The organism is Massilia sp. CT11-137 (genome assembly GCF_047302885.1).
Classification (GTDB): domain Bacteria; phylum Pseudomonadota; class Gammaproteobacteria; order Burkholderiales; family Burkholderiaceae_D; genus Telluria; species Telluria orientalis.
Window position 1 is genome coordinate 582,864 of sequence record NZ_JBKYMP010000001.1, and the last position, 19,458, is coordinate 602,321.

The following is a 19,458-nucleotide window of genomic DNA, read 5'->3' on the forward strand; positions in this document are numbered from 1 at the left end:
TTATTGGCTTAAAAGTGAACCCGAACGGAAGGGCGTCGTCCCCGCGATCTTACAGATGTGCATCCCACGCAGCAGGTGGCGGTGTGCGGTGCTCGCGAACAGCAGGCCGTCGCGGCTCGCATGCACGGTCGCCGTGTCGCCGGTGACCGGGTTGACGATGTCGGCGACGGCCTCGCCCGCCTTCACCTCGTCGCCCAGCGCCTTCAGGAACACGAGCACCCCCGTCTGCGGCGCGTGCAGGGGCTCGACGGCTTCCAGCGGCGACGCCGCGCACCGCGGCGCGGGCAGGGGGGCCGAGGGGATGTCGACGATGCCTTCGCGCGCGAGGAACTGCAGCAGCGCCCGCGCATCCTGCTCCGCGTAATCGTAGCGCACGTCCATCTCGCCGCGCAGTTCGACCGTGACGGCGGCGCAGGCGGGCGGAATCGGGATCGACGGTCCGAAATGCGCGGCCAGGTCCCACCACAGCCGGCTGCACGCCTCGTCGAACGGCTCGCCACCCGAACCGGCGGACAGCAGATAGGCGCGCGCGCCGAGCAGCGTCGCCAGCGGTGCCACGCGGTCCGCCAGCGCGGGACCGGTATAGACGTGCAGCAGCGCCTCGTTGTCGCAATGCAGATCGAGCACGATGTCGGCGTCGATCGCCATCTCCAGCAGTGTCTTTTTCAGCACCTGCGTTGCGTCTTGAGGCATCCACCGCTCGACGGCGGCGCGTGCCCCGGCGCGGATCGCGGCCACGTTCGCGGCCGCATCCGGCCCGAGCCGGCCAGCCAGCGTGTCTTTCAATTCGTCGGCGACGTGGCGGAAGGCGCGGTTGAAATTGGTACCTGTGCCCAGGTCGAAGCGTCCGAACGGCGTGCCGTGCACGATTTGCGACAGCCCGATCGGATTCGCGGCGGGGACGAGGATCACTTCGCCGCGGATGCGTCCCGCCGCATCGAGTTGTTCCAGTTCGCGCCGCAGGACGTGCGCGACGAGCATCGCGGGCACCTCATCCGCGTGCAGCGACGCCTGGATATAGACCTTGCCGCCGCTGCCCGCGCTGCCGTAGTGGTACGACGTGAGCTGGTAGCTGGCGACGCCCGGTTCGGTCGCGATCGGATGGGTCTTCGTATGCATGCGGACGGGTCTCCTGGCGGCGGGTCTGCGGCCGATTATGTATGAATTTTTACACAACGTAAATCGATGAAAGATTATTTTCAAAATGTTGTTGAGTTGGGCGCTGTAACTGTTTTACATTAAAAAACATTAACTCATTGACATCCGGTCACATGACTTCTGCCGTCCCGTCCAGCGCTTCGCCCGACATCGGTTTCGCCGAATCTTCGCTCGGCCAGTCGCTGCTGCGGGTGCTGGCGGAAGGCTCGGCGTCGAACCGAGCGATCGCGGATTACGTGCTGCGCAACCAGGTGCGCGTGACGGCGCTCGGCATCGAGGAACTGGCCGACGCGTGCGCCGTGTCGACGGCGACCATCAGCCGCTTTGCGCGCGACCTCGGTTTCAAGAACTACGCGGCGATGCGCGGCGCGGTGGCGGAGACGCTGCAGTCGGTACTGCAGCCCGTCGAAAAGCTGCGCAGCACGATCGCCCGCCGTGCGGCCAAGGCGTCGCCGGCGCTGGAAAGCCTGGGTTATGCGGAAGCGTCCATCACGGCCACGAGCCGCGCGCTGTCCGGCACGCAGATCGACCGCGTCGGCGCCGTGCTCACCAAGGCGCGCACCGTGTACGTGCTGGGGTTCGGCCTATCGTCGTTCCTCGCGGGCGCGCTCGCGATGCACTTGCAGCCGTTCTGCCGCCACGTCGTCGAAGCGGCGGCGAGCGGCGGCACGGAAGTCGCGGCCAGTCACCTCGCGACCATCACCGACAAGGACGTGCTGGTCGTGATCTCGCTGCCGCGCTACACGCTGGACGCCGCGTCGTTGACCCGGTTCGCGCGCGATGCCGGCGCGACCATCGTCTCCATCACCGATTCGCCGGCGTCGCCGCTCGCCGAACTGGGTCACCACGTGCTGTACGCGCACAGCACGCACCCGGTGCTGCCCAGCAGTTCGAGCGCCGCGCTGGCCGTCATCGAGGCGCTGGCCGTGTCGCTGATGACGTCCAATAAAGCCAACGTGGCCAAGGCGGCCCGCCACACCGAGGCGATCGCCGCGTATCTCTACGGTGAACACCAGATTCGCAAGCTCGTCAAAAAAACCTGAGTCACCACAAGACACCAAGAGGGAGAGCACCGCATGACCAAGCACATTTCGAGAGCCCTGCAACCGACCATACTGGCGGCGACCGTCGCCGTCTTGACGTCGCAGCACGCCACCGCGCAAACGCAGACGCAGGCGGACGAACCGAAGATGCACCGCGTGGAGATCACCGGCTCGTCGATCAAGCGCATCGACACCGAGACCGCGCTGCCCGTGCAGCTGATCTCGCGCGAGGACATCGAGAAGATGGGCGCGACCACGGCCGCGGAACTGGTCAAGAACATCAGCGCGAACACGGCGCCGGTGACGGACGGCCCGAGCATCACGGACGGCACGTCCGGTCAGCGCGGCCTGAACGGCGCCAACCTGCGCGGCCTCGGCGTGTCGTCCACGCTGATCCTGCTGAACGGCCGCCGTCTCGCCAACTTCGCGTCGCCCGGCGACAACTCGGGCGTCGACCTGAACAACATCCCGGCCGGCGCGATCCAGCGCGTCGAGGTGCTGAAGGATGGCGCATCGGCGATCTACGGGACCGACGCCATCGGCGGTGTGATCAACTTCATCACGCGCAAGGACTACACGGGCATCGACCTGGCCGCGTCGGCCGCGGGCACGCAGCAGGGCGGGGCGGGCAAGAAGACGCTGAGCCTCAGCGGCGGCACGGGCGATTTGACCACCGACCGCTTCAACGTGTTCGGCGTGCTCGACATCCAGCAGCTCGACCGCCTGCGTTCCGGCCAGCGCCGCTTCATCTCCGAGCATCCGCTCGCGACGACGCTGCCGGCGCAGATGTCCAGCAACACCTTCCCGGCCAATATCGACATCTCGGCCGCGCAGCGTGCCGCCCTGATCGGCGCGGGCCTGCTGCCGGCCGGCAGCCGCGCGAGCCGCGTCAACCCGAGCGCGCCGAAGTGCAATCCGCCCGCCACCGTGTATGCCGAGAAGGGGCCGGGCGGCGTGGCCGGCTGCAGCTACGACTACATGGAAGATACGGAGATTTATCCGGACTCGCGCAAGATCGGCTTCATCGGCCGCGCGACCTTCCAGCTCGATCCGGACAACCAGTTGTTCGCGGAGCTGGTGCAGACGCAGGCCAAGACCAAATACGTGCTGTCGCCGAACCCGGTGTCGACCCTGCGCAACCTGCCCGTCAGCATCCTGCCGGAGGCATACCGCAACGCGCTGTCGGCGCCCGGCCTGCCCGCCACGGTCAACCGGATCCGCTACCGGATGGCGGAAGCGGGCAACCGCACCAACGACGTGACGAGTACCGGCCAGCGCCTGCTGCTGGGTGCCACGGGCACCCTGGGCGGCTGGGACTACGACGTGGCGCTGGGCCGCGCCGAGAACAAGGCCATCGACAAGTACGTCGACGGCTACTTCCTGTACGACCAGTTCGAGGCCGGCGTGCGTTCGGGCGCGATCAATCCGTTCGGGCCATCGTCGCAGGCCGGCCGGGACCTCATCAACAAGATCCGGGTCAACGACGAAGCACGCAATGCGAAGGGCGTGTCGACTTCCCTCGACGGCAAGATGTCGCGCTCCCTGACGACGCTGGCCGGCGGCGACCTGGCGCTGGCGGTCGGCGGCGAACTGCGCCACGAACACCAGACGTTCAGGCCGTCGGACCTGCTGCGCTCGAATAACATCCAGGGCGACCGCGACAGCACGATCCCGGCCGGCGAGCTGGCCGACGTCGAGACGGCGGACAACACGAGAAAAGTGGCGTCCGTGTTCACCGAGGTGGTCGCGCCGTTCACCAAGGAACTCGAGATGCAGTTCGCGGTGCGCTACGACCACTACAGCGAAGTGGGCAACACGACCAATCCGAAGATCGGCCTGCGTTGGCAGCCGATGCAGTCGCTGCTGGTGCGCGCGTCCGCGGGCACGGGCTTCCGCGCGCCGTCGCTGTCGGACCTGAAGCGCCCGACGATCTTCGGCACGACGGCCGGCATCCTGACCGACCCGCAGTGCGTGAAGCAGGAAGGCAGCATCGACACGTGTACCGACCAGTGGAACGTGGAACGCCGCTCGAACCCGGACCTGAAGCCGGAAAAATCGCGCGAGTTCTCGCTGGGCGTCGTGTTCGAACCGGTCAAGCGCACGAGCCTCTCGATCGACTACTGGAACATCGAGAAGCGCGACGTGATCAGCACCCTGGGCGAACAGGTCATCATCGAAAACCCGGCAGCGTACAACGGCAAGTACATCCAGCGCGACGAGGACGGCTTCATCTCGAACATCCTCCTGATGAAGGAAAACCAGGGCAAGCTCAGGACGTCGGGCTTCGACATCGCCGGCGACTGGCGCAGCGAGCGCGGACCGTGGGGCCGCTTCGGCGTCAACCTGTCCGGCACGCTGATCCTGCATTACGACCGCCAGTTCGGTCCGCAGGAGCCGTTCCGTACGAACCTGGGCGTGTTCCTGAACGACCAGGCGATCCAGAAGTGGCGCCACCGCGTGAACTTCGAGTGGGACAACGGCCCGGTCACGCTCACGCTGGCGAACCAGTACTCGATGGGCTACACGGACCAGAACACGACCTACGACCCGTACACGGACACGCTGCTGGCGCCGAACCACGTGAAGTACTACTCGCTGTGGGACCTGACGGGCAGCTGGACGATCAGCAAGCAGCTCAAGGTGCGCGCGGGCGTCCTGAACATGTTCAATGCGGATCCGCCGTTCTCGAACCAGGCCTGGTTCTTCCTGGCGGGGTACGACCCGAGCTACACGGACCCGCGCGGCCGCAGCGCGTTCGTGAGCGTGAACTACTCGTTCCGCTGACATGCTGAAGAAACTGGGTGTCGCGCTGGCGCTGGCGGTATGCGCCGGCGCGGTGATGGCGGCCGACGCCGGGCAGCCGAAAGGATCGCTGGTCATCATCGGCGGCGGCCTGCGCGTCAACAACGCCGAGGTGTGGGAGAAGATCGTCGCGCTGGCGGGCGGGAAGGGCGCGCGCATCGCCGTGCTCCCGACGGCCGCGCAGACGCCCGCGAAGGAAGCCCAGCTCACGGTGGACGCGCTGAACCGCTACGGCGCGCGCGCGTTCGTCGTCCCGGTCGCGCCCATGCTCGCCGGGACGGACGTGCGCAAGGCCGCGGACGATCCCGCGCTGGCCGAGGCGATCCGCAAGGCCGGCGGCGCGTTCTTCACGGGCGGAGATCAAGCCCGCATCACGGGTTCGCTGCGGCGTGCGGACGGCAGCAACACGGCCGTGCTGGACGCGTTGTGGGCGCTGTACCGGCGCGGCGGCGTCATCGCGGGCACGAGCGCCGGTGCGGCCATCATGAGCAGCACCATGTTCTACGACCCGCCGCTGGAAGTGATGCCCGTGCTGAAGAACGGCGTGGCGGACGGCAAGGACGTGGCGCCGGGCCTGGGCTTCATCGGCGGCGACGTCTTCGTCGACCAGCACCTGCTCGCGCGCGGCCGCTTCGGCCGCATGCTGCCCGCGATGCTGGCCAAGGGTTATACGCTGGGACTGGGCATCGACGAGAACACGGCGGCCGTCGTGGGACCGTCGCGCGACGTGACGGTGATCGGCTACCGCGGCGCGCTCGTGCTCGATCTGGCCGGGGCCACGACGGACAAATCGAAGCCGGGATTCAATCTCGCCAATGCGCGCATCAGCTACCTGGACAGCGGCGACCGGTTCAACCTGGCCACGCGGACGTACACGCCGGGACCGGGCAAGGAGCCCGTGGACCGGCAGTACGTCGAGCACCGCGCGCCGATCTTTTATACGGACATCCTCGGCAACACGGCGGTCGCGGACCTGCTCGAGAAACTGGTGGACAGCGATCTGCAGCGGGCCGTCGGCGTGGCGTTCGAAGGGCCGGACAGCCAGTCGCCGGACCGCGGGTTCGAGTTCACGTTCACGCGTGTGCCGGACAGCGCGGAATACGTGACGAACCGCGAGGATGCGTATTCGATCTACCGGATCCGGATGGACGTGCGGCCGGTGCGGGTGCACCAGCCGTTTTATACGGTGGAGTAGCAAGACTGTCGTTCCCGCGCAGGCGGGAACCCAAGTCACGTGCGCAGTGTTAGCCTGACGCCACAGGCTTGCATGCAAGATTGGGTCCCCGCCTGCGCGGGGACGACGTGGGTTACTTGAGCAGCGGTTTCAAGTATTTGCCGGTCACGCTGTTCGGATTGTCGGCCACGTCTTCCGGCGTGCCGTGCGCGACGATCGTGCCGCCGCCCGCGCCGCCTTCCGGACCCAGGTCCACGATCCAGTCCGCCGTCTTGATGACGTCCAGGTTGTGCTCGATGATGACGAGCGTGTTGCCCTGGTCGCGCAGGCGGTGGATCACCTTCAGCAGCAGGTCGATGTCGGCGAAGTGCAGGCCGGTCGTCGGCTCGTCGAGGATGTACAGCGTGCGGCCGGTATCGCGCTTGGACAGTTCCAGCGACAGTTTCACGCGCTGCGCCTCGCCGCCCGACAAGGTGGTCGCGCTCTGGCCCAGCTTGATGTAGCCGAGGCCCACGTCCAGCAGCGTGTGCAGCTTGCGGGCGATGACCGGCACCGGCTTGAAGAACTCGTGCGCATCCTCGACCGTCATGTCCAGCACTTCGGTGATGTTCTTGCCCTTGTACTGGACTTCCAGCGTCTCGCGGTTGTAGCGCTTGCCGTGGCAGACGTCGCAAGGCACGTACACGTCCGGCAGGAAGTGCATCTCGACCTTGATCACGCCATCGCCCTGGCACGCCTCGCAGCGGCCGCCCTTCACGTTGAACGAGAAGCGGCCGGCCGAGTAGCCACGCTCCTTCGCGGTCGGCACCGTCGCGAACAGGTCGCGGATCGGCGTGAACACGCCCGTGTACGTGGCCGGGTTCGAACGCGGCGTGCGGCCGATCGGCGCCTGGTCGACCGAGATCACCTTGTCGAAGTGTTCCAGGCCGTGGATCGCCTCGTGCGGCGCCGGTTCCGTCTGCGAACCGTACAGGTGGCGCGACAGGGCCGGGTACAGCGTATCGTTCACGAGCGTCGACTTGCCGGAACCCGACACGCCCGTCACGCAGGTCAGCAGGCCTACCGGCAGCTCCAGCGACACGTTTTTCAGGTTGTTGCCGGTCGCGCCCGTGATGACGAGCTGGCGGTCCGGGTCGGCCTGCGTGCGCTTCTTCGGCACGTGGATCTTCTTCTTGCCCGACAGGTAAGCCGCCGTCAGCGACTCCTTGCTCTTCATGATGTCCTTGAGCGAGCCTTCGGCGATCACGGCGCCGCCGTGCACGCCCGCGCCCGGACCCATGTCGACGATGTAGTCCGCCGTGCGGATCGCATCCTCGTCGTGTTCCACCACGAGCACGCTGTTGCCGATGTCGCGCAGGTGCTTCAGCGTGGCGATCAGGCGGTCGTTGTCGCGCTGGTGCAGGCCGATCGACGGCTCGTCGAGCACGTACATCACGCCCGTCAGGCCGGAACCGATCTGCGACGCGAGGCGGATGCGCTGCGCTTCGCCGCCCGACAGGGTGTCGGCGCTGCGGTCCAGCGACAGGTAGTCGAGGCCCACGTCGTTCAGGAATTTCAGGCGCGCGACGATTTCCTTGATCACGCGCTCGGCGATGTCCTTCTTCGCGCCCGTCAGTTTCAGGTCGTCGAAATAGGTCAGGCAGTCGCGCAGCGGCGTCTTCGCGACTTCATAGATGGCGCGCTGCTGGCGGCCAGCGCCGATCTTGACGTAGCGCGCTTCCGTGCGCAGGCGCGCGCCGCCGCACGACGGGCACTCCTTCTCGTTGATGAACTTCGCCAGCTCTTCCTTCACCGCCATCGAATCCGTCTCGCGGTAGCGGCGCTGCAGGTTGTTGACGACGCCTTCGAACGTGTGCTCGCGCATCACCGTGCGGCCACGCTCGTTCACGTACGCGAACGGCACCGACGTCTTGCCGGAGCCGAACAGCACGACGTCCTGCGCGGACTTCGGCAGCTGCTCGAACGGCTTGTCGAGGTCGAAGCCGTAGTGCGACGCGAGGCTCGTCAGCATCTGGTAGTAGAACTGGTTGCGGCGATCCCAGCCCTTCACGGCGCCGGACGCCAGCGACAGGTTCGGGAACGCGACGATGCGCTTCGGATCGAAGAACTCGATATGGCCCAGGCCATCGCATTCCTGGCAGGCGCCCATCGGGTTATTGAAGGAGAACAGGCGCGGCTCCAGCTCCTGCAGCGAATAGCCGCAGACGTTGCACGCGAACTTGTTCGAGTAGATGTGCTCCTTCTCCGTGTCCATCTCGTACGCGACGGCGCGGCCGTCCGCGATGCGCAGCGCGGTCTCGAAGCTTTCGGCCAGGCGCTGCTTGATCTCGGCATTCACCTTGATGCGGTCGATGACGACGTCGATCGTGTGCTTTTCCGTCTTCTTGAGTTTCGGCAGGTCGTCCACGTCGTAGATCTTCGCTGCGTGCGTGCCGCTCTGGATGCGGAAGCGGACGAAGCCCTGCGCCTGCATCGCCTCGAACAGGTCGCCGTGCTCGCCCTTGCGGTTCGCCACGACGGGCGCCAGGATCATCAGCTTGGTCCCTTCCGGCATGCCCAGCACGGCATCGACCATCTGCGACACGGTCTGCGCGGCCAGCGGCTCTTCCGGGTGATCCGGGCAGTAGGGCGTGCCGACGCGCGCGTACAGCAGGCGCAGGTAGTCGTGGATCTCGGTGACGGTGCCGACGGTCGAGCGCGGGTTGTGCGACGTCGCCTTCTGCTCGATGGAGATGGCGGGCGACAGGCCCTCGATCATGTCGACGTCCGGCTTTTCCATCAGCTGCAGGAACTGGCGCGCATAGGCCGACAGCGATTCGACGTAGCGGCGCTGGCCCTCGGCATACAGCGTGTCGAAGGCGAGCGACGACTTACCGGAACCCGACAGGCCGGTGATCACGATCAGCTTGTTGCGCGGCAGGTCGAGGTTGATGTTCTTGAGATTGTGCGTGCGGGCGCCGCGGATACGGATTTCTTCCATTGTTGTTTGAAGGCTTTCGAATGGTTGCGGGGCCGGCGCACGAATGGCACAGGTGAGCGGGCCGAACGGGAAAGCGCACTAGTTTACCTGTTTTTATTTACAGTGGTATGCCGGCCCTCGAAAAAGTCTGCGAGGCTTAACAGCATGATATGACGACCTGTCAAGATCTGCCGTTCCGGTATAACGTGCGCGTGTCGTATGTGGTCCGGGAGCGGGGCAATTCAATGGCAGACTCGCCAGAAAACAGAAAAAATTTTCGGTGATCCTATTGATGCGTATCTCTTCCAAAATGGGCACTTTGGCCCCATCTACGAGGTCTGATCGGGTGCTGCAACCCGGGGGTCCGGTCAGTGCGGAACCAGTTGCTTTATGAGGCAACTGACCAGCATAATAGCGGACGCAATATCAACAGTTTCCCTCACGCTTAGTCTTCATGCAGAGTCAGGGATCATCCAAAGGAGCTTTACAAAATGGCATCAGTTAACAAGGTCATCATCGTCGGCAATCTCGGCCGCGATCCGGAAATCCGCTACATGCCGAGCGGCGACGCCATCGCCAACATCGCGGTGGCCACGTCCTACAAATCGAAGGACAAGAACACCGGCGAGCAGAAAGAGCTGACCGAGTGGCACCGCATCTCGTTCTTCGGCCGCCTCGCCGAAATCGTCGGCCAGTACCTCAAGAAGGGTTCGTCGGTCTACGTGGAAGGCCGCCTGCAGACCCGCAAGTACACCGACAAGGACGGCATCGAGCGCTACGCCACCGACATCATCGCTGAAAACATGCAGATGCTGGGCGGCCGCCAGGGCATGGGCGGCGGCGACAGCTATGGTGGTGGCGACGACATGGGCGGCTACGATGCCCCGCCGAGCCGCCCGGCACCGCGCCAGGCCCCGCCGGCCCCGGCCGCACGTCCGCAGCCGAAACCGGCACCGAACTTCTCGGATATGGATGACGATATCCCGTTCTAAGCGCGACCTCGTTGTCCACTGATGAAAGCCCGCTCTTCGGAAGAACAGCGGGCTTTTTCTTTGTACATGCCGATGGGTTACCAATGTGTGCCTGATTGCGCCGCACAGGTCTTGAGCGTTCATCTTTTCAGTGCGTTCACGTTACGTGAACAAGAAAAAATCGTGAACAAACGGGCGAGCCTGCCCAATATGTGGGCTGTCTCACGCCCCGGGTGCAAATCGTCCCCAGAGTTTGATTCAAGTTAGTGCATGTAACTACAGCCGCCACGAATCTCGCTGGCATAAAACCTGCATCAGCTACTGCATCAGCCGCCGCCGGCGGCCCACCCGATCGGAGCCCAGCATGCACGCAGAAACTCTCCCCGCCGTATCCACCGTCCAGCCCGACGTCAAACTGTCCGGCGACGTGTTCGGCGCCCTGATCAACCTGTCCGGCCGGCGCCGTTTCACGTCACAGCGGGTGGTGCTGTATTCCGTGCTGGCGTCACTCGGCCATGACGGCGCGGACAAGACTGCCCGCGACACGCTGGCGGCCTTCCGGGACGCGCATGTCACGCTCGTGCAGGGCAAGCAGGGTTTGCCGGGCATCTTTTGCCAGCAACTGCGCGACGCGTATTTCGGCACGATGCGGGGCGACCAGATCATCCGCGACTTCATCGCACTGGCCGAGAGTACGCTGGACGCCATCGGCACGACGTCGCGGCGCGCGCCCGCGCTGCTCGATGAGCTGGTGCGCAGCGCGACGCCGCTGCTCACCGTGCTCAATGCGCTGACCCTCGTGTACGAGGAACAGTCCAAGCGCCATGCCCTGCTGCAGCGCAGGCAGATGCAGGAATTGATGGGGGACATCAAGACCATCGCGCGGCAGGCGCGCATGGTCGCCTTCAATGCCCAGGTCGTTGCTGCGCGCGCCGGCGACGTCGGCAGGGAGTTCGCCGTGGTCGCGAGCACCATGACCAACATCACCGGCGAGATCGATGCGCTGGTGCAGACCGCGCTGGAGGGTTCGCTCGCCTACTGAATCAGATGCGCTGGCGCTGCACGGTGCCGGGAACGTGCTGGTCCTTGACCCTGCGCGCGTCGCGCACCGTGAAGTCCGTCACCGACCGCAGGTCGAACAGCGCCGCGCCGCCGCTGCCCGGCTGGGCATTGACCGCGCTGAAGACGGCGTCCCGTACATCCTCCAGCACGAAGGCGGCGCGCGCCTCGGGCTGCGCATACGTCACCGTGACGTGGCCGACGTCGATGCCGGCCGCATGGCGCACGTACAGGCCATAGGCCGGGCACGGGCCGAACAAGCCCGGCTCGGGATACGCTGTCGGCTTTTCCAGCGGGACCACGTCGCGCAGCATGGCCGTGCCGCCGCCTTCGACGTGCAAGCGCAGGTTCGACAGGTGGATGTCCTCGACCGGATGACCGGGCAGGCCGCTGATCGTGCTGGTAAAACCCGGTTGGGCGCCCGAGACGACGATGTTGCTGATGTTGACGCGCCGGATGGTCCCGACCGGCGGCGCATCCGGCCCACGCAGGCGCGCGCCGAGGCAGATGAAGATCGGATCGTTGGCCACCTTGCGCATGGTGATGTTGGAAATCGTGAGGTCTTCGATGTGCGAACCGTCCACGCTTTCGATGGCGAGGCCGCGGCAATCGTCGAAGATGCAGTTGGTGATCGTGATGTTCCTGAAGTCGCCATTCGATTCCGTGCCCAGCTTGATCCGCCCGACGCGGCTCGAGTGGTACTCGGGCGCGCTGCGCTTGAACGTCCCGTCCAGCAGCGTGCCGACGTCGAAATTCCCGGCCACGTAACAATCCGAAATGGTGATGTTGTCGCAGGCCGCGATCCGGCCCAGTGCATACGACGCCTTCAGGCAGATGCCGTCGTCCCAGGGCGAATTGACGCTGCACCTGGAAATACGCACGTTGCTGCAGCAATCGATGTCCATGCCGTCGCGATTGGTATCGATGCGCAGATTATCGACCGTCACGTTGCTGCATCCGGTCGCCAGGAGTCCGAAATGGCCCCCTCTCAAGATGCCGAAGTCGCGCAGCAGGACGTTATTGCATTCGCGTAGCGAGATCGCCTTGTTGCCTTCGCCCGGCCCGCCGTCCGCGTCGTAGCGGATGTTCCCGTCGGGCAGCTTCCGGTAGCCCGGGTTCAGTCCCTTGCCATCGATGTGGCCGGTGCCGGTGATCGCAACGCTGTCCAGGCCGATGCCCCAGATCAGGCTGTTCTTCCAGTGGCTGTGGCCGAAGTCCTGGTAGTTGCCGCCCGCGGCATTCGGTTCCGGCAGGTCGTACGGCGCGACCTTCCAGTCCACCGCTTCGATCACCGCGCCCGCCTCCAGATGCAGCGTGACGCGGCTGCGCAGCCGGATCGATGCGGACAGGTAGCGCCCGGGCGGGACATGCACGGTGCCGCCACCCGCCCTGGCCGCCGCCTCGATGGCGGCGTTGATGGCGCCGGAATCGACCGTCTTGCCGTCGCCGCGGGCACCGTAGTCGCGCACGTCGTGGCGCGCCGCGGCTTGCGCCTGCGCGTTGCCGAAGGCGGACAGCATGGGAAGCGAGGCCGCCAGTCGGGCGGCTGAACCAAGCAAACGACGGCGGGTAAGTGTGCTCATGGACCGATACGCGGAAGAGTGGGTAATCTCTCGATGTTATCGATCTCACAATATATCTGCAAGCAGTTTATGCCTCCACCTGCGTCCCCAGCGGCGCCCGATTCAGCCTGACATACGCATCCAGCACATCCGTCTTGTGCACGGCCCCGAGCAGCTCGGGGTCGAGCGCGCTGCGCACGGCCGGCAGCCGCTCGCCGAAGTGGCGCATGAACTGGCGCAGCGCGTCGTCCAGGCCCATGTCGGCGGTGACGACGGGCAGGGCGTCGGGCCGGGCGATGTCGGCGCAGGTGCGGGAGGATGTTTCGTCCCGCTCGTACAGCGCGGCCACGTCGTGCAGCGCCACCACGCCGCGGTAGCGCCGGGCGGCGTCGACGAGGTAGACGTATTTCACAGGGTGCTGGCGAAACAGCGCGGCGGCCTGCGCGATGGAGGCATCGAGCGGCAGGACGGTGTCGGCGGGGCGGATCAGTTCCTGCATCCGGATCGCGCGCAGGCGTTCGCGTTCCTGCTCGTCGGCCGCGCGGCGCGCCGTGATCTCGTACATCGACGGCCCGTTCACGGCACGCGCGACGGCAAAGGCGACGACGCAGGCCAGCATCAGCGGCAGCATCAACGCATAGCTGAGCGTCATCTCGAAGATCATCAGGATCGCCATCAGCGGCGCGCTCGTGGCAGCGGCCAGCAGGGCGCCCATGCCGACGGCGACGAACGCGGCCGGCGCGGCGGCCGTTTCCGGCGTCAACGCCTGCGGCACCAGCGCGAACAAATGGCCGACGGCCGCGCCGACGAACAGCGTGGGCGTGAAGATGCCGCCGATGGCGCCGGAGCCGCTGGTGAGCAGCGTCGCCGCGATCTTGCAGACGAGGACCACGAGAACGGCCTGCCATAGCCAGGACTGATGCAGCAGCGCGTTCACGACGCTGTAGCCGTTGCCCCAGACCTGCGGCACCCAGATGGAGATGGCGCCCACGCCCAGGCCGCCGAGCGCGAGGCGCAGCGGCAGCGGCAGGCCGCTGTTGGCGAACCTGCCGCGCGTGCGCTGCAACGCGACCAGGAAGGCCGGCGCGATCAGCCCCGCGAGCACGCCCAGCGCGACGAACCACACGACCTCCAGGTTGGCGATGGGCGCGAACGCGGGCATCTCGTACGTCGGATGATAGCCGGGCAGGCGGCGCATGGTGATGTTGGCGACGACGGCGGCGACCATGATCGGCCCGAGGCTGTTCATGGTGATGGCCCCCAGGATGATCTCGGTGACGAAGAACGCGCTGGCGATGGGCGCGTTGTAGGCCGCGGCGATGCCCGCCGCCGCGCCGCACGCCACGAGCAGGCGCAGACGCTCCGTATTGAAACGGGCGATGCGGCCGACGACGGACGCGCTCATCGCCGCCAGCTGGATCATCGAGCCTTCGCGGCCGATCGAGCCGCCCGACGCGATCGACAGCAGCGACGATACGCTGTTCACGAGCGTAAGCTGCACCGGCACCTTGCCGTCGCCGACGGCCACCACTTCCATGTAGTCCGCACGCGCACCGCCGGCATGGCGGCGCGCCAGCACCAGCACGCAGCCGGCCAGCAGGCCGCCCGCGCTTGGCATCAGCAGGCGTGCCTGCCAGGGCAGTGCGGTCGCGATGTCGACGAACGAGCCGCTGCGGCCGAACAGCAGCGCCTGCAGCAGCGTGAGACCGTCGCGGAAGAGGAGCGTCGCCAGCGCGCCGACGAAGCCGACGAGCGCCGCCCACAGCAGGATGGCATTGGCGCGCAGCAGCAGCGAGAGCCGCGTGCGCAGGCGATCGGGCAAAGGAGCATTCATGACGAGGGGGCGGAGCCCGGCGCGGACCAGGTCGGCAACTATAGCATGCGCGCCGCGTTATGCGATTTGCATTTGAGGGATGTCAACCCGACGCCGACGGTACGACTTAGGATCGCTTCAGCGCCGTGTGCGCATTTCGACCTGGAGGCTCTCATGCCGTATCCACTGCTCCGGCTGGTCCGTCCGCTGCTCATCCTCGTTGCCGTCATCATCATGGCGGCGTCCGGCCATGCATGGGGCCGTGAGCCCCCGTTGCCGAGCGTATCCGCCCCGTACCGTGTCACGGTGTATGCCCATGTTCCCGAGCCCATGAAACTGTCGTTCGCACCGGACGGCTCGCTGTATGTCGGGCGCCAGCCGGGGCTGCGCATCCATCGTGTCGGACCCGGCGGGCAGCCGGTGACGGAGTTCGGTCCGCCAATGACCGATCCGGACGCCGTGCTCGTCGACGCCGCCGCGCACATCGGCGGGTACAGGTTTGCGGTCCTCGTCGGCGGTGGCGGCGTCCTCGCGGCGATCCATGCCGACGAGACGTCATCGGTCCTCTTCGACACCGGCTTCGTCGATGTCGACGACATGAAGTTCGACCGTCACCGGCGCCTGGTTTTTTCGGACGACCGGCCACGCGTGTTGAGCACTACCGGAGCCCCGCCGACCGTCCTGTTCGAGACGCCGACACGTCCCGGCAGCATCGCCATCGATGCGCGCAACCGGATCTTCGTTGCGCTCGCCGACGGTACGATCCGGATCTACGGCCCGGATGGCCGTCTCGTGGACGACGCTTTCGCCACCGGCCTGGCCGGGCTGGATACCTATCTCGCCTTTCCCGGCATCGCGGGCGCCGCGATGCCGGGGCCGCTGTACGTTCTGAGCGGCACCACGCTGCTACGCTTCACGCCTGGAGGAAAGGCGATGACGATCGGGACTGGCTTCGTGCCCGGCCCGTCGAGCGGGACTGGCTTCGTATTCGGTCCGGACGGCGCCCTGTATGTGTCCGACTACTATGCGAACCGCATCCTGCGGATTTCGCGTCGCGGCCGGCCATAGCGCGGCCGGGTGTCGACATGCCGTATCCTCGTTCGTCGTCGAGGAGCAGACTCGACTCGACAACGACCGCAAGGAACCGGCATGACAACGCAAGACACCGTAAAAGGCCCCGCCTCGTATTTCCCCTCCATCGAAAAGAAGTACGGCAAGCCGATCGCGCACTGGATGCAGGTCCTGGAGCAGGCGGGTCCGCGTAAGCACATGGAGCTGGTCGCCCACCTCAAGAACGACCACCAGCTGGGCCACGGTCACGCCAACGCGCTGGTCGCGGCATTCATGGCGAAGGCGTAGCGCAGCCGGCGTCGCCGAACGCGATGCGCACGGCCAGTCCGCGCCCATCGGGGCGGCCGTCGAGCGTGATGCGGGCGCCGTTGCGGGCCGCAGCCCGTTCCGCGATCGCGAGACCCAGGCCGCTGCCCGCCTGGTCCTGGCCCGGCACGCGGTAGAAACGTTCGAACACCCGCGCGCGCAGCGTGGGCGGGATGCCGGGGCCCTGGTCCGACACCGTGATGCAGGGGCCGGCGTCGAGGCACACGTCCACGCGCGCGCCGTCCGGTGAATACTTGATCGCGTTGCCGACCACGTTGTCGAGCAGGGCCGCCATGCTTTCGCGGTGCAGCGGCAGGGTGATCGGAGCGGGCGCGTGCAATTCGATGTCGACGCCGCGCTGCAGCGCCAGCGGCGCGGCCACGGCGATGCGTTCGCGCAGCAGCGCGGCCAGGTCCAGGTCCTGCAGCGGCGCGTCCGTCGATTCCTGGCGTGCCCGTTCGAAGGCGAGCAGCTGGTGCACCGCGTGCGTGGCGCGCGCGACCCCTTCGCGCAGGCCGGCACCGGCTTCGGTCTTCTGGGCCGCGTCCGTGGACGCTTCCAGCAGGTGGGCATTGAGCTGCACGACCGACAGCGGCGTCTTGAGCTCGTGCGCGGCGTCGGCGAGGAGTTCTTGTTCGCGCGCGAGCCGTTCGGACAGGCGCCGCATCAGGCGGTTCACCGCATCCACGACCGGGGCCAGTTCGCGATAGGGCGACGCGGGCAGCGGCGCCAGCTCGGCGGCGCCGCGCGCCTCGAGGGCCTGCGCCACCTCGCGCAGCGGGCGCAGGCCCACGCGCACGAGGAGCCAGGCCGGCAGCAGCATGAACGGCAGGCTGTAGACCAGCGGCGAGAGCAGGTAATTGGCGGCCGACGGGGTGAATACCCAGTCGCTGTCGGGCTTTTCGCGTCGCTCCACCGTGATGCCGCGTGTGGCGTCGCGTTCGGTCCAGAGCGCCCACCCGTCGTCCAGCGGCGCGCCCGGCGCCGAATCGTACGCGAGCTGCCCTCCCAGCCAGACGCGGATGCGCGCCTGCGTCGGGTAGCCGAACTCGCGGAACATGTCCAGGCGCAGGTCTTCGATGCGCTGGCCGATGCGCGCCAGCGCCGCCGGATCGGGCGGCAGCGACTGCATGTTGAGCATGATCTGGCGCGTCCAGGCCCGGTTGACGGCCGCCGTCTGGCGCACTTTGTCGACCTTGACCTGCTTCACGATATGGGCCAGCGCCGCCAGCCAGATGGCGAGCATGACGAGCATGAAGCCGATCAGGAGGCGACGCAGCAGCGACTTCGGCGGCGACATGCTAACGGTCGCCGTCATGGCGCACCATGTAGCCGACACCGCGCACGGTGCGGATGTAGCCGTCGCCGATCTTCTTGCGCAGGTTCGAGATATGCACGTCCAGCGTCTGGCCCTCGCTGTAGGGCAGCACGCCCTGTTCGAGTTCCGCGCGCGTGACGATGCGGTCCGGGTTGCGCACGAGCGCGTGCAGCAGCGCGAACTCCGTCCGCGACAGGTTCACGGGCGCGCCGCGGCAGGTGGCGCTCATGCTGCGTGCGTCGATGGCGAGGTCGCCGACCTGCCACAGCGCGTCGGCCTGCGCGCCGCCGGCGCGGCGCACGACGGCGCGCAGGCGGGCCAGCAGCTCGGGGATGTCGAAGGGTTTGATGAGGTAATCGTCGGCGCCGCCGTCGAAGCCGTCGAGGCGGTCCTGCAGGCTGTCGCGCGCCGTGATCAGGACGGCGGGAAGCACGTGGCCGGCCGCGCGCAGGCGGCGCAGCAGCGCGACGCCGTCGCCGTCGGGCAGGCCCAGGTCCAGCAGCAGCGCGTCGTGGCGGCGCTCGTCCAGCAGGCGCGCGCAGTCGCTGCCCAGGCGCACCCAGGTGACGTCATGGCCGTCGTTGTGCAGCACCGACTGCAGCGCGCGGCCCAGCGCCAGGTCGTCTTCCACGAGTAGGAGTCGCATGGAGCGCAAGTATAGCGACGCGCCGCCGCCGCGCCTATCGGCCGTGAAGCCTCCCTGAAGATTGCGGGCGCTTCCCGCCTCTAGAATGGCGGCATCCCAACGTCAGGATCCCCCATGCGCCGCCTTGCCCTGCTGCTTGCCTTCCTCGCCACCCCATCGTTCGCCGCCGACTGGCCCATGTTCATGGGCGACCCCGCGCATACCGGCCGCGTGCCCGGCGAGACGCGCGCCATCGAGGGTTTCAGATTGGCGGGGCGGTTCGACGTCCACGCGGCGATCCATGCGTCGCCGGTGGCGGCGCAGGGGCGCGTGTTCGTCGGCGCGGAAAACGGCAACCTGTACGCGCTGGATGCGAAGACGCGTACCCTGCAGTGGCTGTATCACGCGCGCGGCGGCATCGCGTCGACGCCCGCGGTGGCCGACGGCACCGTGTACTTCCTCGACCGCGCGGGCAGCGTGCATGCGCTCAAGGCGGACGACGGCTCGCCGCGGTGGACCTTCCGCACGCAGGGCGAGGCGGTGTTCGCCGCCCACGGCATGTTCGGCATGCCGCGCGACGGCCGGCCCGTGCCCGACCCGTGGGACCTGTACCTGTCGTCGCCGCTGGTCCATGACGGCAAGGTCTACGTGGGCAGCAGCGACGGCCACGTGTATGCCCTCGACGCGAAGGACGGCAAGCTCGCGTGGGCGTGGCGCACGGGCGGCATGGTGCATTCGTCGCCCGCGCTCGCAGGCGGCAACATCGTCGTCGGCAGCTGGGACGGCGCCGTCTATGCGCTCGATGCGCAGACGGGCGAGCAGCGCTGGCGCCACCAGACGGGCGTCGAGCAGAAGACCAGCATCATGTTCGGCATCCAGGCATCGCCCGCCGTCGATGGCGACACGGTGTACGTCGGCTCGCGCGACGGCTTTTTCTACGCGCTCGATGCGGTGGGCGGCCAGCCGAAGTGGCGCTACGACGCGCAGGGCAGCTGGGTCGTCGGCACGCCGGCGGTGGATGGCGACAGCGTGTACGTCGGCACGTCGGACACCGGCCTGCTGCTGGCGCTGGACAAGCGCACCGGCCGCGAACGCTACCGCTTCGAAACGAAGGTGTGGACGTTCGCGTCGCCGCTGCGCGTGGCCGACGTCGTCGTGGCGGCGTCGATGAAGGGAGAGTTGCACGCGCTCGACGCGGCGACCGGGCGCGCGCGCTGGTCGTGGCGCAGCGATGCGCTTGCCGTGAACGATGGCCGCGTGATCGACACGGCCACGGGCAAGCTGGACACGAAGCACATGTACGAGAGCGGACCGCATGCGCTGTACTCGGCCATGGAATACGTCAAGCGCCTCGGTGCCTTCGCGGGTTCGCCGGCCTGGTACGACGGCCAGCTGATCGCGGCCACCGCGACAGGCGAGGTATTGTTCTTCGAACCGCAGCGCTGACGGGCGGCTTTACTAAAACGCCGCGCGCCGCTGCCCGCGCGGCGGACGGCATCGTTTGACCATCAAGCGCGGCCAGTTTAGTAATCGCCGCTAAACAGCGCCGCAAAGCCTTTCCGGCGTTTGACCCTCCCTCCGGGCGGATGCAGAATCC

Annotated in this window: 14 protein-coding genes; 8 read left to right on the forward strand and 6 right to left on the reverse strand. The window is 67.1% G+C overall.

Annotated features, from left to right (window positions below; all coding sequences use genetic code 11):
- Window positions 1-1,119 (reverse strand): succinylglutamate desuccinylase/aspartoacylase family protein, encoded by a 1,119-nt coding sequence (locus ACEN98_RS02685; protein WP_413381222.1) that lies wholly within the window; start codon window positions 1,117-1,119, stop codon window positions 1-3.
- Window positions 1,120-1,271: 152 nt separating this feature from the next.
- Here ACEN98_RS02685 and ACEN98_RS02690 point away from each other — a divergent pair, with 152 nt between their 5' ends.
- Genes ACEN98_RS02690 through ACEN98_RS02700 form a run of 3 tightly spaced genes read left to right on the forward strand, consistent with a single transcriptional unit; the run spans window position 1,272 to window position 6,198 of the window.
- Complete coding sequence (locus tag ACEN98_RS02690; RefSeq protein WP_413381224.1) at window positions 1,272-2,201, forward strand: MurR/RpiR family transcriptional regulator; 930 nt, start codon at window positions 1,272-1,274, stop codon at window positions 2,199-2,201.
- Window positions 2,202-2,234: 33 nt separating this feature from the next.
- Complete coding sequence (locus ACEN98_RS02695) at window positions 2,235-4,985, forward strand: TonB-dependent receptor (RefSeq protein ID WP_413381226.1); 2,751 nt, start codon at window positions 2,235-2,237, stop codon at window positions 4,983-4,985.
- 1 nt (window position 4,986) lies between these two features.
- Complete coding sequence (locus tag ACEN98_RS02700; RefSeq protein WP_413381228.1) at window positions 4,987-6,198, forward strand: cyanophycinase; 1,212 nt, start codon at window positions 4,987-4,989, stop codon at window positions 6,196-6,198.
- 112 nt (window positions 6,199-6,310) lie between these two features.
- Here ACEN98_RS02700 and uvrA read toward each other — a convergent pair whose 3' ends face one another.
- Window positions 6,311-9,157 (reverse strand): excinuclease ABC subunit UvrA, encoded by a 2,847-nt coding sequence (gene uvrA / locus ACEN98_RS02705; protein WP_413381230.1) that lies wholly within the window; start codon window positions 9,155-9,157, stop codon window positions 6,311-6,313.
- A gap of 470 nt (window positions 9,158-9,627) precedes the next feature.
- Between uvrA and ssb the strand changes: the two genes are divergently transcribed.
- The gene (gene ssb, locus ACEN98_RS02710) at window positions 9,628-10,128 is read left to right on the forward strand and encodes a single-stranded DNA-binding protein (RefSeq protein ID WP_105380070.1); all 501 of its coding nucleotides are present in this window, start codon (window positions 9,628-9,630) and stop codon (window positions 10,126-10,128) included.
- Between the two features lie 343 nt (window positions 10,129-10,471).
- On the forward strand, window positions 10,472-11,149 hold the full coding sequence (locus ACEN98_RS02715; protein WP_413381233.1) for a methyl-accepting chemotaxis protein: 678 nt from the start codon (window positions 10,472-10,474) through the stop codon (window positions 11,147-11,149).
- 1 nt (window position 11,150) lies between these two features.
- Here ACEN98_RS02715 and ACEN98_RS02720 read toward each other — a convergent pair whose 3' ends face one another.
- Window positions 11,151-12,686 (reverse strand): glycoside hydrolase family 28 protein, encoded by a 1,536-nt coding sequence (locus ACEN98_RS02720; protein ID WP_413381235.1) that lies wholly within the window; start codon window positions 12,684-12,686, stop codon window positions 11,151-11,153.
- Between the two features lie 130 nt (window positions 12,687-12,816).
- Complete coding sequence (locus tag ACEN98_RS02725) at window positions 12,817-14,562, reverse strand: ClcB-like voltage-gated chloride channel protein (RefSeq protein ID WP_413381237.1); 1,746 nt, start codon at window positions 14,560-14,562, stop codon at window positions 12,817-12,819.
- 153 nt (window positions 14,563-14,715) lie between these two features.
- Here ACEN98_RS02725 and ACEN98_RS02730 point away from each other — a divergent pair, with 153 nt between their 5' ends.
- Window positions 14,716-15,609, forward strand: a complete 894-nt coding sequence (locus tag ACEN98_RS02730; RefSeq protein ID WP_413381239.1) for a hypothetical protein — start codon at window positions 14,716-14,718, stop codon at window positions 15,607-15,609.
- A gap of 81 nt (window positions 15,610-15,690) precedes the next feature.
- On the forward strand, window positions 15,691-15,900 hold the full coding sequence (locus ACEN98_RS02735) for a DUF4287 domain-containing protein (RefSeq protein WP_413344277.1): 210 nt from the start codon (window positions 15,691-15,693) through the stop codon (window positions 15,898-15,900).
- Here the strand turns inward: ACEN98_RS02735 and ACEN98_RS02740 are convergent.
- Together ACEN98_RS02740 and ACEN98_RS02745 are read right to left on the reverse strand one after the other, a co-directional pair.
- A complete protein-coding gene (locus ACEN98_RS02740; protein ID WP_413381241.1) occupies window positions 15,884-17,236 on the reverse strand; it encodes an ATP-binding protein in 1,353 nt (450 codons plus the stop codon). The two genes, ACEN98_RS02735 and ACEN98_RS02740, sit on opposite strands and share 17 nt — an antisense overlap.
- A complete protein-coding gene (locus ACEN98_RS02745) occupies window positions 17,220-17,882 on the reverse strand; it encodes a response regulator transcription factor (RefSeq protein WP_413381243.1) in 663 nt (220 codons plus the stop codon). The genes ACEN98_RS02740 and ACEN98_RS02745 overlap by 17 nt, the downstream gene beginning before the upstream one ends.
- Before the next feature lie 114 nt (window positions 17,883-17,996).
- Here ACEN98_RS02745 and ACEN98_RS02750 point away from each other — a divergent pair, with 114 nt between their 5' ends.
- A complete protein-coding gene (locus ACEN98_RS02750; protein ID WP_413381245.1) occupies window positions 17,997-19,307 on the forward strand; it encodes a PQQ-binding-like beta-propeller repeat protein in 1,311 nt (436 codons plus the stop codon).
- The last annotated feature ends 151 nt before the right edge of the window (window positions 19,308-19,458 follow it).

Coding starts and splice junctions, on each gene's coding strand:
- ACEN98_RS02685 (WP_413381222.1), bottom strand. CDS start 1,119: ATGCATACGAAGACCCATCCGATCGCGACCGAACCGGGCGTCGCCAGC.
- ACEN98_RS02690 (WP_413381224.1), top strand. CDS start 1,272: ATGACTTCTGCCGTCCCGTCCAGCGCTTCGCCCGACATCGGTTTCGCC.
- ACEN98_RS02695 (WP_413381226.1), top strand. CDS start 2,235: ATGACCAAGCACATTTCGAGAGCCCTGCAACCGACCATACTGGCGGCG.
- ACEN98_RS02700 (WP_413381228.1), top strand. CDS start 4,987: ATGCTGAAGAAACTGGGTGTCGCGCTGGCGCTGGCGGTATGCGCCGGC.
- uvrA (WP_413381230.1), bottom strand. CDS start 9,157: ATGGAAGAAATCCGTATCCGCGGCGCCCGCACGCACAATCTCAAGAAC.
- ssb (WP_105380070.1), top strand. CDS start 9,628: ATGGCATCAGTTAACAAGGTCATCATCGTCGGCAATCTCGGCCGCGAT.
- ACEN98_RS02715 (WP_413381233.1), top strand. CDS start 10,472: ATGCACGCAGAAACTCTCCCCGCCGTATCCACCGTCCAGCCCGACGTC.
- ACEN98_RS02720 (WP_413381235.1), bottom strand. CDS start 12,686: ATGCTGTCCGCCTTCGGCAACGCGCAGGCGCAAGCCGCGGCGCGCCAC.
- ACEN98_RS02725 (WP_413381237.1), bottom strand. CDS start 14,562: ATGAATGCTCCTTTGCCCGATCGCCTGCGCACGCGGCTCTCGCTGCTG.
- ACEN98_RS02730 (WP_413381239.1), top strand. CDS start 14,716: ATGCCGTATCCACTGCTCCGGCTGGTCCGTCCGCTGCTCATCCTCGTT.
- ACEN98_RS02735 (WP_413344277.1), top strand. CDS start 15,691: ATGACAACGCAAGACACCGTAAAAGGCCCCGCCTCGTATTTCCCCTCC.
- ACEN98_RS02740 (WP_413381241.1), bottom strand. CDS start 17,236: ATGACGGCGACCGTTAGCATGTCGCCGCCGAAGTCGCTGCTGCGTCGC.
- ACEN98_RS02745 (WP_413381243.1), bottom strand. CDS start 17,882: ATGCGACTCCTACTCGTGGAAGACGACCTGGCGCTGGGCCGCGCGCTG.
- ACEN98_RS02750 (WP_413381245.1), top strand. CDS start 17,997: ATGCGCCGCCTTGCCCTGCTGCTTGCCTTCCTCGCCACCCCATCGTTC.